Origin of the sequence: Streptomyces sp. NPDC059255, from assembly GCF_042752355.1 — a bacterium.
Classification (GTDB): domain Bacteria; phylum Actinomycetota; class Actinomycetes; order Streptomycetales; family Streptomycetaceae; genus Streptomyces.
Genome location: NZ_JBHYZP010000003.1, coordinates 213509 through 228093 on the forward strand (window position 1 = coordinate 213509; position 14585 = coordinate 228093).

10 protein-coding genes are annotated in these 14585 nt (G+C 72.9%); 9 read left to right on the forward strand and 1 reads right to left on the reverse strand.

Annotation, left to right across the window (positions count from 1 at the left end):
* Positions 1-163: 163 nt before the first annotated feature.
* Positions 164-760, reverse strand: coding sequence for an HhH-GPD-type base excision DNA repair protein (locus ACFXKG_RS06605; protein WP_384833356.1), 597 nt, complete (start codon positions 758-760; stop codon positions 164-166).
* A gap of 155 nt (positions 761-915) precedes the next feature.
* Between ACFXKG_RS06605 and ACFXKG_RS06610 the strand changes: the two genes are divergently transcribed.
* From ACFXKG_RS06610 to ACFXKG_RS06650, 9 genes are all read left to right on the forward strand, one after another.
* The gene (locus ACFXKG_RS06610; RefSeq protein WP_384833359.1) at positions 916-3297 is read left to right on the forward strand and encodes a germacradienol/geosmin synthase; all 2382 of its coding nucleotides are present in this window, start codon (positions 916-918) and stop codon (positions 3295-3297) included.
* Positions 3298-3468: 171 nt separating this feature from the next.
* The gene (locus ACFXKG_RS06615) at positions 3469-4710 is read left to right on the forward strand and encodes a beta-ketoacyl-ACP synthase 3 (protein WP_384833362.1); all 1242 of its coding nucleotides are present in this window, start codon (positions 3469-3471) and stop codon (positions 4708-4710) included.
* Positions 4694-6136, forward strand: coding sequence for a beta-ketoacyl-[acyl-carrier-protein] synthase family protein (locus ACFXKG_RS06620; RefSeq protein ID WP_384833364.1), 1443 nt, complete (start codon positions 4694-4696; stop codon positions 6134-6136). The genes ACFXKG_RS06615 and ACFXKG_RS06620 overlap by 17 nt, the downstream gene beginning before the upstream one ends.
* A gap of 124 nt (positions 6137-6260) precedes the next feature.
* Positions 6261-8441, forward strand: a complete 2181-nt coding sequence (locus ACFXKG_RS06625; RefSeq protein WP_384833367.1) for an acyl-CoA dehydrogenase — start codon at positions 6261-6263, stop codon at positions 8439-8441.
* 109 nt (positions 8442-8550) lie between these two features.
* Entirely contained in the window at positions 8551-8793 is a 243-nt protein-coding gene (locus ACFXKG_RS06630) for an acyl carrier protein (protein ID WP_384833722.1), read from the forward strand.
* On the forward strand, positions 8790-10034 hold the full coding sequence (locus ACFXKG_RS06635) for a beta-ketoacyl-[acyl-carrier-protein] synthase family protein (protein WP_384833370.1): 1245 nt from the start codon (positions 8790-8792) through the stop codon (positions 10032-10034). Before ACFXKG_RS06630 ends, ACFXKG_RS06635 begins: the two co-directional genes overlap by 4 nt.
* A 153-nt stretch (positions 10035-10187) precedes the next feature.
* Complete coding sequence (locus ACFXKG_RS06640; protein ID WP_384833373.1) at positions 10188-11066, forward strand: SDR family oxidoreductase; 879 nt, start codon at positions 10188-10190, stop codon at positions 11064-11066.
* Between the two features lie 105 nt (positions 11067-11171).
* Positions 11172-13400: a TerD family protein gene (locus ACFXKG_RS06645; protein WP_384833376.1), complete on the forward strand. Its 2229-nt coding sequence runs from the start codon at positions 11172-11174 to the stop codon at positions 13398-13400.
* 185 nt (positions 13401-13585) lie between these two features.
* Entirely contained in the window at positions 13586-14329 is a 744-nt protein-coding gene (locus ACFXKG_RS06650; RefSeq protein ID WP_384833379.1) for a 3-oxoacyl-ACP reductase family protein, read from the forward strand.
* Positions 14330-14585: the final 256 nt, after the last annotated feature.

Genomic DNA, 14585 nt, shown 5'->3' on the forward strand with positions numbered 1-14585 from the left:
GTTGCGTTCACAAGGGTCCTTCCGGTGCGAACGAATGTGAGCGAATGTCGGAGAAAAGTAGCTGGGGCGGCGCCGCCTGGGAACAGGTGTGGCACAGGTCACGGAACGTTTCGGTCGATCATGTGTGGAACGACCCCGTCCGGCGACCGCCGGGCGGTCCGGATCAGTGCTGCTTCGCCGCCTTCGCCGCCTTCGCCGCGCGCTTGGCCTCCTGCTTGAACGCCCGTACCTTCGCGAGCGATTCGGGGCCCGTGATGTCCGCCGCCGAACGGTACGACCCCTCGTCGCCGTAGGCGCCCGCCGCCGCGCGCCAGCCCTCGGGCCGTACCCCGAACTGCTTGCCCAGCAGCGCCAGGAAGATCTGGGACTTCTGCGTCCCGAAGCCGGGCAGTTCGTTCAGCCGGTCCCGTACCTCGGCGCCGGTGGTGATGTCGCGCCAGATCGCCGTGGGGTCGCCGTCGTACCGCTCGACCAGGTACTGGCAGAGCTGCTGGACGCGCCGGGCCATCGACCCCGGGTAGCGGTGCACGGCGGGCTTGCCGGAGAGCAGGGCGGTGAAGGCGTCGGGGTCGTACGCGGCGATCTCACGCGCGTCGAGGTCGTCGCCGCCCATGCGGACGGCGATGGTGTAGGGGCCCGAGAACGCCCACTCCATGGGGACCTGCTGGTCCAGCAACATGCCGACCAGGGCGGCCAGGGGGCTGCGGCCGAGCAGTTCGTCGGCCTCGGGCTGCTGTGCGAGCCGGATCGTGGTGCTCATGGGGCGATGATCGCCCGGGGCGGAGGAGGCGGGTGAACAACACGCACTGGCAATACGCTCATATGACTATTTTATGGGCCGTATGGGGGAGTGGGGCGAGGGGTAGACCGTGGTGCAGGTAATTCGCCGTCGCATCCGTGAAAGGCCGCCCGACCGTGACGCACCCCTTTGAACTGCCGGATTTCTACCTGGCCCATCCGGCCCGGCTCAATCCGCACCTGGAGGAGGCCAGGGCGCACTCCAAGGAGTGGGCCAGGACGATGGGGATGCTGGAGGGCTCGGGAGTCTGGGAGGAGCGCGACCTCGACTCCCACGACTACGCGCTGCTCTGCGCGTACACCCATCCCGACTGCGACGGACCGGCGTTGTCGCTGGTCACCGACTGGTACGTGTGGGTCTTCTTCTTCGACGACCACTTCCTGGAGGTCTACAAACGCCCGCAGGACCGGGCGGGCGGCAAGGCGTATCTCGAACGGCTCGCGGCCTTCATGCCGATGGACCTGTCGGCCGGCTTCCCCGAGCCCGCCAACCCCGTCGAGGCGGGGCTCGCCGACCTGTGGGCGCGTACGGTCCCGAGCATGTCCATGGCGTGGCGCCGGCGGTTCGCCGAGTCGACGGAGAACCTGCTCAACGAGTCCGACTGGGAACTGGCGAACATCGACGCGGAGCGCGTCGCGAACCCCGTCGAGTACATCGAGATGCGCCGCAAGGTGGGCGGGGCGCCCTGGTCGGCGGGGCTCGTCGAGTACGCGGCCGGGGCCGAAGTGCCCGACTCCGTCGCGGACTCCCGGCCGCTGCGGGTGCTGAAGGAGGCGTTCTCGGACGCGGTCCATCTGCGCAACGACCTCTTCTCGTACGAGCGGGAGATCGAGGAGGAGGGCGAGCTGAGCAACGGCGTGCTCGTCCTGGAGACCTTCCTCGGCTGTACGACGCAGGAGGCGGCCGACGCGGTCAACGACCTGCTGACCTCCCGGATCCAGCAGTTCGAGAACACGGCGCTGACCGAACTGGCACCGCTCTTCGCGGAGCGGGGGCTCGGGCCGCGGGAGTGCGCCGACACGCTCGCCTATGTGAAGGGCCTCCAGGACTGGCAGTCGGGCGGCCACGAGTGGCACCTGCGCTCCAGCCGCTACATGAACGGGGTGGGTGAGTCCGGGGCGGGCGACCCGGGGAAGGACGGGGACCGCGCAGGCGCCGGGGGCGGGTGGCCCGGATTCTCCATGACGCCCGTCGGGCTCGGTACGGCCGCCGCCGACATCGCGCGCGCCATGGGGCTGGGTACGGTCACCGCGCGCAGTCTCGGCGTGGGCGCGGCGGCGCGGGTGCGGAGCCACAGCCATGTGCCGTTCCGGCGCGTCGGGCCCTCCGTGCTGCCCGACTTCGAGATGCCGTACGCGCTCTCCCTCAGCCCGCATCTCGACCGCTCGCGCGCGCACACGGTCGAGTGGGCCCACCGGATGGGGCTCCTGGCGGCCCAACCGGGGCTGCCGGGGTCGGGCATCTGGGACGAGGAGCGGCTGCGCCGGATCGATCTGCCGCTCTGCTCGGCCGGGATCCGGCCGGAGGCCACCCCGGAGGAGCTCGACCTGACCTCGGACTGGCTGACCTGGGGGACGTACGGGGACGACTACTACCCGGTGGTCTACGGCGCCGCGCGCGATGTCGCGGGCGCGAAGGCGTGCAACGAGCGGCTGGCCCTCTTCATGCCGACCGGGTCGGGGCCGACGCCGCCGCCGGCCACCGCGCTGGAGCGCGGGCTGGCCGATCTGTGGGTCCGTACGGCCGGTCCGATGGCGGAGCCCGCGCGGTGCGCGCTGCGCACGGCGGTCGAGGACATGACGGCGTCCTGGGTGTGGGAGCTGACGAACCAGGCGCAGAACCGTATCCCCGACCCCGTCGACTATCTGGAGATGCGCCGGGCGACCTTCGGCTCGGACCTGACGATGGCCCTGGCGCGGCTGGGCCACGGCCGCGCGCTGCCGCCGGAGGTTCGCAGGTCGGGGCCGATGAGGTCCCTGGAGAAGGCGGCGCAGGACTACGCGTGCCTGCTCAACGACGTCTTCTCGTACCAGAAGGAGATCGAGTTCGAGGGCGAGGTACACAACGCACTGCTGGTCGTGCAGTCCTTCTTCAACTGCGAATATCCGGCGGCCCTGACCATCGTGGACGACCTGATGAAGTCGCGGATGCGCCAGTTCCAGCATGTTGTCGCGGAGGAACTTCCGGTTCTGTACGACGACTTGGAGCTGGACGCGGATACACGGCGGATGCTGGACGGCCGGGTGCGGGAGCTGGAGAACTGGCTGGCGGGGATCCTCAACTGGCATCACGGCTGCAGGCGTTACAAGGAGCACGAGATCCTTGAGGACCGGAGCCGTACGGGCCGTTGGGCGCCCCCGGTCCCGACGGGCATCGGTGTCTCGGCGGCGCGCATCCACTTCCCGGGGTGGTCCGCGACCGGCGGGTCCGCGCCGTCCGTGCCAAGCGGGTCCATGCCGTCCGTGCTCTCCTCCGCTGTCCCCCGAATGGCCCAGTAACCCCCTTGCCGGACAGGGCGTTTGACATCCGGTCGAAGTGGTCGATCGTGATCGTGAACCGGATGGGGGCCGTGAGTGGCGAGCGGGCAGGCCCGGAGTCGGTGGGACTCGCGGGTCGTGCGGGGTGTGAGGGATACACGGGATGTGCGGGATGTGCGGGGTGCGCGGGGTGTGCCGGGTGCGCGGACGGCGGTGCTGGAGGCCGTCGCCGGATGGGTCCCGGGCGAGCCGGTCCGTAACGAGGCGCTGCCCGCCGCGTGGGGCGTGGACGACGAGTGGATCCGCAGGCGCACGGGCATCGCGGCCCGCCACCGCGCCGGGCCCGGGATGGCGACGGGGGATCTCGCGTACGAGGCGGCCCGGCTGCTGATCGGCGACGAGGAGCGGGGACACGGGGGCGTCGGCGGATCCGGGGCGCACCGGGGCGGTTGCCGGGGCGGGGTGTGCGGGGCGGCGGTGGACCGGGCCGTGGACGGGGTCGATGTCGTGGACGCCGTCGTGCTGGCCACGGCCACCCCCGACCACCCCTGCCCCGCGACGGCGCCCGAACTCGCGGCGCGGCTGGGGCTCGGCGCGGTGCCCGCGTTCGATCTGGGCGCCGTGTGCAGCGGGTTCGTCTACGGCCTCGCCGTCTGCCACGGCCTGGTGGTGTCCGGGCTCTACGACCGGGTGCTGCTGGTGGGCGCCGATGTGTACTCGACCTGGCTGGACCCCCGGGACCGGGCGGCGGGCGTGGTGTTCGGGGACGGCGCGGGGGCGGCGCTGATCGGCGCGGGCAGAACCGGTTCGCCTGGCGAGCTGCTCGGCTTCGACCTGGGCAGCGACGGCTCGGGACGGGAACTGATCACCGTGGCGGGCGGCGGCTCACGGGCCCGCTCCCAGGCGGTCGGCTCCGGAGGTCCCGGTCCCGACGGTCCCTGCGGCCTCGGCAACACCGGTGCTCCCGGCGGACTCGGCGGCCCCCGCGCTCCGGTCGCGGCGGGTGACGAGTTCTTCCGGATGCGGGGCCGGGCCGTCTACCAGCACGCGGTGGAGCGGATGACCGGTTCCTGCCGCGCCCTGCTGGACACCGTGGGCTGGGATCCGGCCCAGGTGGACCACTTCGTACCGCACCAGGCCAACGCCCGCATCCTGCGGGCCGTCGCCGAACGGGTGGGCATCGGCGCGGAACGCTGTGTCACCCACCTCGACCGCGTCGGCAACACCGGCGCGGCCTCCATCCCCCTGGCCCTGGCGGACGCGGCGGCGCAGGGGCGTTTCCGCGCGGGCGACCGCGTGCTGCTCACCGCTTTCGGCGGCGGCCTCACCTGGGGGACGGCAGCCCTGAGCTGGCCCGGAACCGTACGGGCCGCGCCTTTCGACGACGGAAAGTACGCACCATGGGAAGGAACGCATCATGACGGGGACGGCTGAGCGGGTGGCGCGGGCCGGGGTGGCGGTGACCGGGCTCGGGGTGGTGACACCGGCGGGCGTCGGCGAGCCGGCCTTCTGGGCGGGGCTGTGCGCGGGCCGGTCCGTCGCCCGGCGGCGGCCCGAACTGGCGGGGATGCCGGTCGACTTCGTGTGCGCGATCGGCGACCCGTCGGAGCGAGGACCTGAACGGGGCCTGGACGGCCATGACTTAGGGGCTGCCGCGAACGGGGCCGCGAACGGTGCCGCGAACGGGGCCCCGAACGGAAGGGCAGGCGGAAGGGCGTACGGCACCGCGAACGGGACGGCGAGCGGGACCGCGCGTGACCCGGCGCCCGGCGTGGCGCGTGACGCCGCGTACAGCGTGCTCGACGTGGACGCGGCGGTGGGCGGCCGCTCCGTGTGGCGCATGGCGCGGTTCGTGAAGCTGGCGCTGATCGCCGCGCGGCAGGCGGTCGCGGACGCCGGTCTCGACCCCGTGACCTGGGACGGCGCCCGGGTGGGGGTGGTCCTCGGCGTCGGGGTGGGCGGCGTCTCCGTACTCGCCGACAACGCGCTCAAACTCCAGGCACACGGGCCGGAGTCCGTCTCGCCCCTGCTGGTGCCGATGATGATCCCGAACGCGGCGGCCGGCGAGGTCGCCATCGCGCTCAAGGCCAGGGGGCCGAGCCTGGCACCGGTGACCGCCTGCGCGTCCGGGGCGACCGCGCTCGTCGTCGCGCGGGACCTGCTGCTCGGCGGGGAGTGCGACGTGGTGGTCGCGGGGGGCGCCGAGTCCGTACTGACCCCGCTGGTGGTGACGGCGTTCGCGCGGATGGGCGCGCTGTCGACCCGTACGGACGACCCGGCGGGGGCGTCGCGGCCGTTCGCCGCCGACCGGGACGGGTTCGTCATCGGGGAGGGCGCGGGGATGCTCGTACTGGAGCGGGAGGCGGACGCGCGCGCCCGGGGCCGGGTGCCGCGCGCGCTGCTGGCCGGCGCGGGCGCGAGCACGGACGCGCACCATCCGACGGCGCCCGCGCCGGGCGGCCGGATCGCGCAGGTGGCGGTGGAGACGGCGCTGCGGGAGGCGGGGTGGAGCGCGTACGACGTCGAGCACGTCAACGCGCACGGCACCTCCACGCCGCTCAACGACGCCATGGAGGCCTCGCTGATCGAGCGCGTCTTCCCGCACGGGCCGCCGGTCACGGCGGCGAAGGGGGTGGTGGGGCACACGCTGGCGGCGGCGGGGGCGATCGAGGCGGTGGCGACCGTCCTGACGCTCGAACACGGACTCATCCCGCCGATCGCCAACCTGGACGCCCCGGCGGTCGAGTTCGACCTCGACTGCGTGACGAAGCAGGTGCGCCGGCAGCGGGTGCGGAGCGCGGTCAGCCACAGTTTCGGCTTCGGCGGGCACAACGTCGCACTGGCGTTCGGGAGGGTCTGACGGGGTGCGGAACGTGCTGGTGACGGGCGCGCGGGACGGATCGGCCGAACGAATGTCTTGTGGCCCTGGGTGCGGGAAATTCGTTTCTTCATCAACCGTCGCTCGTTCTTCTCAGGTGAGCGTAATGATCAACAGCGGTGCCGTGGACGCCGGGAAGGCGATGGCGAGGCAGCTGACGCGGGTGCTGTACGGGGACGATTTCGAGCGGGAGCACGGACTGTGGCGCCGGTTCGCCGCCGACGGACTGTTCCGCGACCGTCCGGACGCGACGGACGCCGAGCGGCTGGCCCTCGCGTACGACCGGCTGCGGGCCGTGAACGCCGCGATCGACAGCCCGGCGGGGCTCGCCGCCGATCCGCGCGGGGTCGCGGCGCTGCACGAGTGGCTGGGGCCGATCGACCCGTCCTTCACGACCGTGGCCGGCATCCACTACAACCTCTTCCTCGGCAGCCTGCTCGACCACGACGCCGCCGCCGACGGCGACCCCGGGGCCGTGGAGCGCGATCTGACGGACTTCCTGACGCTGCGCCGGATCGGCACCTTCCTCTGCACGGAGGTGGCGCACGGCAACGACGCGGTCGCCCTGGAGACGACGGCCACGTACGACCGCGCCAGGGACGGCTTCGTCCTGCACACGCCGCACGCGGGTGCGCAGAAGTTCATGCCCAACACCAGCACCACGGGCGGCGCGAAGAGCGGGGTGGTGGCCGCGCGGCTGCTCGTGGACGGGACGGACCACGGCGTCTTCCTCTTCCTGGCGCCGCTGACGGACGGCTCCCGGACGCTCCCGGGGGTCCGGGTGCGGCTGCTGTCCGAGCGGTTCGGCAGCCCGCTGGACCACTGTGTGACCTCGTTCGACCGGGTCTTCGTGGGGCGGGACGCGCTGCTGGGCGGCGTACGGGGGCGGCTCGGCCGGGTGGACGGGGACGGCGCGTTCAGCAGCGCGGAGAACAACCGGAGGCGCCGCTTCCTGGCCTCGATCGGCCGGGTCACGGCGGGGAAGCTCTCGATGAGCGCGGGCGCCCTCGGCGGGGCGCGCGTCGCGCTGGCGCTCGCCGTACGGTACGGCGGGCACCGGATGATCTCGGGGCCCCGGGCGGTGGAACGGGTTCCGGTCTTCGCGCACCGCAGCCACCACGGGCCGCTGGCCGGGGGCCTGGCGACGCTCTTCGCGATGACACTGCTGCACCGTACGGCGGTCGACGCGTGGGAGACGCGTACCGAGGCGAACCGGGGCGAGACCGAGCGGCTGGTGGCGGTCGCCAAGGGGTGGATCACCTGGCGGGCCCGCGAGATCATCGTGGAGTGCCGTGAACGGTGCGGCGCCCAGGGGCTGTTGGAACGCAACGGCATGACCGAGCTGCTCGCGAACATCGAGGGCGCGATCACGGCGGAGGGCGACAACACCGCGATCTACGCGAAGGCGGCGGCGGAGCTGCTGTTCTCGGCGCGGGCCCCGGAGCGGGCCACCGGGTCGGCGCGGCCGGGCACGGACGATCCGGGGCCGGTGCCGGCTCCCGGACATACGGACGGTGTCTCCCCGGAGTGGTACGACGCGGGCCATCTGGGTGATCTCCTGGTGGCCGTCGAGCAGTTGTGGCTCGACCGCGCCCGCCGCCGGATGGCCCGCGCACCGCAGGGCGACCCCCTCTCCCGCTGGAACGCGGCGTCCGGCGCGGCGCTCCGCGCGGTGGAGGCGCACGCGTACCGGCGGGCGGCCGAGGCGTACACGGCGGCGGAGCGGCGGCTGCGCGAACGGGAGCCGGAGCTGGAGCCGGAGACGGAGCTGGAGACGGAGCTGAAGACGGAGCCGCTGGGGGCCGAGCCGGGCTCCGGGGCCGGGTCCGACGACGGTTGCGGGTCCGGGTCCGGGGCCGGGGCCGGTGACGGTTGCGGGGCCGGTTCGGCGCTCGGGCCGCTCCGGTCGCTGCACCGGCTCTTCGCACTCCAGTGGATCGACCGGAACAGCGGTGACCTGCTGGCCCATGCCCTGCTGACGCCCCGTCTCGTCGACGAGATCCCGGAGGTGATCGAGCGGCTCATCGCCGAGCTGGCCACGTACGCGCCCACCCTGGTCGAATCCTTCGCGCTGCCCGAGGAGATGCTCGCGGACCGGCCCATCTCCGGCGCGGGGTACACCGACGCGTACGACGACCCGGAGGGCGGGTGGGCCGTACCGGAGACGCCGCCACGGTGTGCCGGGTGCCGTCGGACCCCGCCGTCCGTACCGCCCTTATCAGATCGGTTTCGTGTTGTCCATCGGCTTTTGAGGTTTATCAACACTTTGAGAAACTTGCCGTACTAGGCCCCTTGAGTGCTTTGAGTACCTTTTGAAAGGACATGCCATGAATGCAACCAGTCCTGCCACCAGCCACGCGACCTGTCATGTGCTCCGCCCGGTGACCCGTTCCGCGATCGCGATCCACCCGAAGATCACGGAGGTCCTGTCCGAGACCTTCAAGGTGCCGGCCGTCGAGATCCACCCCGAAGCCACCATGGACAGCCTGGAGATGGACTCCCTCGCGGTCGCCGAGTTCGCCGTCATCATCAAGGAGCGGCTGGGCGTCGTCGCCGATTCGGAGACGCTCCTCAAGGGCGCCACGCTCGCCGAGATCACCGCGTTCCTCGACAAGGCGGCCGTGGGCGTCGGCCGATGACCGGTGGTGCCGGGGCCCGTCCCGCCGTCGCCGTGACCGGGCTGGGGATGATGACCCCGGCCGGGAACGACACGGAGTCCACCTGGAACGGGGTGTGCGCGGGCATCTCCCCCGCCCGTACCGTCCCCGGGCTGAGCGGGTGCGTCGTCGACTTCGCCTGTACGGTCGACGGCATCGACCTGGACGCCGCGATCGGCGGGCGGACGGCCTTCCGGATGGGCCGGCACGTGAAGTTCGCGCTGCTCGCCGCGCGTGAGGCGGTCGCCGACGCCGGGCTCGACCCGATGAGCTGGGACGGAACCCGGGTCGCCGTCGTCGTCGGAACGAGCAGCGGCGGCTCCGCGAACGTGACGGAACAGGCCCTCGCACTCGACCGGCGCGGCGCCGAGGCCATCTCGGCGACGGGCACGCTGCTGACCATCCCCAACATGGCGGCGGCCGAGATCGCCATCAAGATGCGGGCCACCGGTCCCAGCATGGCGCCCTGCACGGCCTGTTCCTCCGGGGTGACGGCCCTCTCCGTGGCGCGCGACCTGCTCACCACCGGACAGTGCGACATCGCGGTGGCGGGGGCCACGGAGGCCACCGTCTTCCCGCTCGCCATGATCGGGTTCGCCCGGTCGGGCGCCGCCGCGCTCGCCGGTCCCGGCGACGACCCGGCGCTGCTCTGCCGCCCCTTCGCGGCGGACCGTGCCGGGCTGGTGATGGGCGAGGGCGCCGCGATCATGGTGCTGGAACGGGAGCGGGACGCGCGGGCCCGCGGCGCCCGGCCGCGCGCGCTGCTGGCCGGCGCCGGCGCCACGACCGACGCCCACCACCCGACGAGCCCGCACCCCTCGGGCGCCGTGGCGCAGCGGGCCGTCGAGGTGGCGCTGCGCGACGCGGGGTGGCACGCGGGGGACGTCGAGCACGTCAACGCGCACGGCACATCGACGCCGCTGGGCGACGCGACCGAGGCGGCGCTGATCGGCCGGGTCTATCCGCACCGGCCGCCGGTCACCGCGCCCAAGGGCGTGCTGGGGCACTGCATGGGGGCGGCCGGGGCGATGGAGGCGGCGCTGACCGTGCTCACCATCGAGCACGGGGTCGTACCACCGATCGCCAACCTGGACGCGCCCGCCGTCGAGTTCGACCTCGACTGTGTGACCAAACAGCCGCTGCGGCAGCGGATCGACCGGGCGGTCAGCCACTCGTTCGGCTTCGGCGGCCACAACGCGGTGCTGGCACTGGAACGTGCCTGACGCCGCTTCTGCGGCCCGTACGCCTCATCCATCGCGGGACGCGGCGCGACGAGGCGTACGGCACCACACCCCCTGCCCGTCACACCATCCGCTCCTCCCACTCCCACTCCCACCCCTGTCCCCCACTCCTGTCCCTGTTCGGAGGCCCCATCCATGCGCAGGCGCCCGCCCCTCCGGGGTCGTACCGTCGTCATCACCGGAGCCGCCCGCGGCGTTGGCGCCCAGCTCGCCCGTACCCTCTCCGCGCGCGGCGCCCGGGTCGCCCTCCTCGGCCTGGGCGAGGCCGAACTGGCGTGTGTGGTGGGCGAACTGGCGGGTGAGGCGGCGTACTGGAAGGTCGACGTCACCGACGAGGACATGCTGCACCGCACGGCACGCTCCGTCGAGGCGTGCTTCGGCACGGTCGACGTCGTCGTCGCCAACGCGGGCGTCGGGACGGGCGGCCTCTTCCGCCACGCCGACCCCGACGTGTGGCGGCGCGTCGTCGAGGTCAACCTGTTCGGCAGTGTGCACACCGCCCGCGCCTTCCTGCCCGCGCTGATCCGGTCCCGCGGCTACTACCTCCAGATCGCCTCCCTCGCCGCCCTCGCGCCCACCCCGGTCCTGTCGGCCTACTGCGCCTCGAAATCCGGGGTGGAGGCCTTCGCGCACAGCCTCCGGGCCGAACTCGCCCACCACGGGGCGCGAACGGGGGTCGCGTATCTCAGCTGGACGGATACGGACATGGTGCGGGCCGCCGAACAGGCCGACCAGGTGGGCGAGTTGCGCAGGTCCCTGCCCTGGCCCACGCGCCGCGTCAACCCCCTGGTCCCGGCGGTGGACCGCCTCGCGACCGGCATCGAACGCCGGGCCCGGTACGTCTACGCCCAACCATGGCTGCGCGCGGCCCAGTTCGCCCGCGGCGCCTTCCCGGGCGCGGCGGCACGCCACGCCCACGGCGCGGTGAGCACACTGGAGGCGCGGGCCTCGCATACGAGGCACCTCGACGCTCATCCCTGCAAAGCGCTATCAAGCAGGTACTTCGGACGCTAAGGTTCACTTCCCGTGCCGCACTTGTAGCGGCGTGTCACATGAGCGCGATGCGATGGACCGCCCGTTCGGGGCGCGGCGGTCCCGCAGTGGGGGGTGCGTGCGGCGATGCACGAGATGACCAAGGGGGCCAATGTCGGGCTGGCGTCCCTGAGCGAGGGCGCCACCACGGTACGGGTGGGGCTGAGTTGGAGCAGTGAGACGGGTGACGGCGACGCGGACGTCTCCGTACTGCTCCTGGGGGACCGGGGAAAGGTCCGCAGCGACGCCGACTTCTTCTTCTACAACAACCCGGTGGCGGACGACGGCAGTGTGCAACTGCTCGGCAAGGCGCCGACGGACAGCGGCAGCGAGGACCGGATCAGTGTCGATCTGTCGGTCGTCCCGGCGGACGTGACACGGATCGTCGTGGCGGCCAGCCGGGACGAGGGCCAGCGGTTCGGGGACCTCAACGGACTGCGGCTGACGGTCGCCGATCAGGGCGGCGAGGGGCTGCTCGGGTTCTCCATCGATGACGCGGGGGCCGAAGGTGCCTTCGTCTTCGGCGAGTTCTACCGGCGGGGCGGTGAGTGGAAGTTCCGGGCCGTCGGGCAGGGATACGAGACGGGGCTGGCCGGGCTGGCGACGGACTTCGGTATCGACGTCGACGATGCGACGGACGCCGACGAGGCCGGTGAGGCCGGTGAGGTCGCCGGGGCGGTGGAGGCGACGGAGGCGATGGAGGCCGCGGAGGACGCCGCGGTGGGTGCCGCTTCCCCGAGTCCTGCGGGCGCCCCGAGCGGAACCGGTTCCGGGCCGCCGACGGGCCCGGCCGGCCCGAGCGCCCTGAACGGCCCGGGCGGTCCGAGCGGCCTGAACGGCCCGGGGGCCGTGGCCGTTCCCACCCTCGCGCTGCCCGCGCAGGCCGCCGCCGCGCCCGCGCGACCGGCCGCTCCGGCCGCGCGCCGGCCCCGTACCGTACGGAAGAAGGTGACCCTGCCCAAGGTCGTCAGGAAGTCCCTCGCGGAGAACGACTCCTGGCGCCCCGCGCGGCTCTTCCCGGTGCCCTCGCTCAAGAGCGACCGCGAGCGCGAGACGCGTGCGACCTCCGTGCTGCTGTCGGTGATGGCGCAGGTCCCCGAGTTCGGACGGCGGCTCACCGCCGGGTTCGGGGCGCCCGCCGGGCGGATGGAGACGTTCACCGAGGTCACCCTCCCGTACGGTGACGCCCAGCGCGGCGGCACCCGCAAGCGCCCCGACGGGGTGATCCGGGTCGAGCGGGCGGGCAAGCTGTGGACGGCCCTGGTCGAGACGAAGACGAACGGCAACCCGCTCAAGGCGCAGCAGGTGCAGGATTATCTGGACATAGCGGCCAGGCGCGGGTACGAAGCGGTGATCACGCTGGGCAACGACGTCGCCCTGGAGGGCAGCCCGCTCGTCGACGTCAAGATCGACGGCCGGCGCAAGCACAAGGTCGTGCTGTGGCACCTGTCCTGGGCGGAGGTCGCCCACCAGGCGCAGTTGCTCATCCGTCACGAGGGCGTCGGGAACGCGGCGCACGCCTGGCTGCTCCAGGAACTGCTGCACTACCTCCAGCACGAGAACTCCGGCTGCCACGGCTTCCAGAACATGGGCCCGTCCTGGGTCCCGGTCCGCAAGGCCATCGACGACGAGACGCTGTGTCAGGGCGACGCGCGCGCCGTCGACGTCGTGGAGAGCTGGGAGCGGCTGGTCCGCCAGGTCTGTCTGCGGCTCGGCGGTGAGCTGGGCCAGAAGGTGCTGCCCGTGCAGCGGGTACGGCGCGCGGCGGATCCGGCGGCCCGGCGCGGCGCGCTCGCGGATCTGCTCTGCCGGGAGGGGCGGCTCCAGGCGGAGCTGCGGATCGAGGGCATCCAGGGGATCCTCGCGCTCACCGCGGATCTGCGTACCGGCAGGCTCCGTACCTCCGTCGACGTTCCCGCGCCCGACCAGGGGTACCCGCTCACCTGGGCGAAGCGGCTGATCCGGCAGCTCTACGAGGCACCGGCCGACCTGCATGTCCAGACGCTGCTGGCGGAGCACGGCGACGGGCCGCGCGGCACGCTGGAGCGGCTGCGCCCCGAGCCGGCGGATCTGCTGCCGAAGGGCGGCGGCGAGATCACCGGTTTCCGGCTCTCCCTGTTCAAGAGCATGGGCGCCACGCGCGGCAGCGCCGAGTCCGGCTTCATCCGGAGTGTGGACGACGCGGTGGACCGCTTCTGGGGGAGTGTCGTCACGCCCCTGGAGCGGCGGCTGGCTCCGGTACGTCCGGGGTCGCAGTCCCAGTCGCAGTCGGCGCCGACTCCGTCCCAGAGCCACGCGGCGGTGGGGGCGGGCTGAGGGAGCCCGTGGCCATCGGCCCTGGGTCACCGCTCGGCTCCGTACGCCACCGCTCGGCTCCGTTCACGGGGCCCGCGACGGACACGTCATCCCACCGCGACGTCCGAATGCCGCCGGACTCCTCTCCGGCGGCGCGGAAGCATCGTCATGTACGCGAAGCCGACAGAGAAACGAGATGGCTGAACATGACTGCGGTGCTCGACGGCAGGGTGGCATTGGTGACCGGCGGCAGCCGGGGCATCGGGGCGGCGGTGGCGCTCCGGCTGGCGGAGGACGGCGCCGATGTCGCGCTCACCTACCAGCACGGTGAGGTGCGCGCGGCGGAGGTGGTCGACCGGATCAAGGCGCTGGGCCGCCGGGGTCTGGCCGTACGGGCCGACAGCGCGGACCCGGCGGAGGTACGGGCGGCGGTGGACCGGGCCGCCGAGGAGCTCGGGCGGCTCGACATCGTGGTCAACAACGCGGGGATCGGGGTGCTCGGCCCCGTCGAGGAACTGGCGGCGGAGGACGTCGACCGGGTGCTCCACATCAACGTACGGGCGCCGTTCCTCGTCTCCCAGGCGGCGCTGCGACACCTCGGCGAGGGCGGCAGGATCATCAACATCGGCAGCTGCATGGCCGAGCGGGTCGCGTTCCCCGGCGGTTCGCTGTACGCCACCAGCAAGACCGCGCTGACCGGCCTGACCAAATCCCTGGCCCGCGAACTGGGACCCCGGGGGATCACCGTCAACCTGGTCCACCCCGGCCCGACGGAGACGGACATGAACCCGGCCGAGGGTCCGGGCTACGAGATGCAGAAGGGCTTCACCGCACTCGGCCGCTACGGGCAGCCGTCGGACGTCGCCGCGACCGTCTCCCACCTGGCGGCCGACGCGGGCCGCTACATCACGGGCGCCGCCATCGCGGTGGACGGCGGCTTCGCGGCCTGAGGCACCGGGCGGGGGCGGGCGCCGGGGCCGAATCCCGGGGCCGCTGGTGGCGCCGGGGAACGGATAGGGCCGATCCGCCGGGCGGCGAGGTGTCGGGCTGGTTGAGGGGGCCGCGATTTCGTAGAGTCCTGTCCATGACCGCGAATTGTCGAATACGGGGAGAGCGGCTCGGGCCCCGGGAGCAGCAGAGACGTTCCTGCTCCCTGTCGCCCGGCGCAACGCCTGAAGGTCCGGGCCGACTTGGAGTGGTCTGCTC

Coding starts and splice junctions, on each gene's coding strand:
- ACFXKG_RS06605 (WP_384833356.1), bottom strand. CDS start 760: ATGAGCACCACGATCCGGCTCGCACAGCAGCCCGAGGCCGACGAACTG.
- ACFXKG_RS06620 (WP_384833364.1), top strand. CDS start 4,694: ATGACGGGGACGGCTGAGCGGGTGGCGCGGGCCGGGGTGGCGGTGACC.
- ACFXKG_RS06625 (WP_384833367.1), top strand. CDS start 6,261: ATGATCAACAGCGGTGCCGTGGACGCCGGGAAGGCGATGGCGAGGCAG.
- ACFXKG_RS06635 (WP_384833370.1), top strand. CDS start 8,790: ATGACCGGTGGTGCCGGGGCCCGTCCCGCCGTCGCCGTGACCGGGCTG.
- ACFXKG_RS06640 (WP_384833373.1), top strand. CDS start 10,188: ATGCGCAGGCGCCCGCCCCTCCGGGGTCGTACCGTCGTCATCACCGGA.
- ACFXKG_RS06645 (WP_384833376.1), top strand. CDS start 11,172: ATGCACGAGATGACCAAGGGGGCCAATGTCGGGCTGGCGTCCCTGAGC.
- ACFXKG_RS06650 (WP_384833379.1), top strand. CDS start 13,586: ATGACTGCGGTGCTCGACGGCAGGGTGGCATTGGTGACCGGCGGCAGC.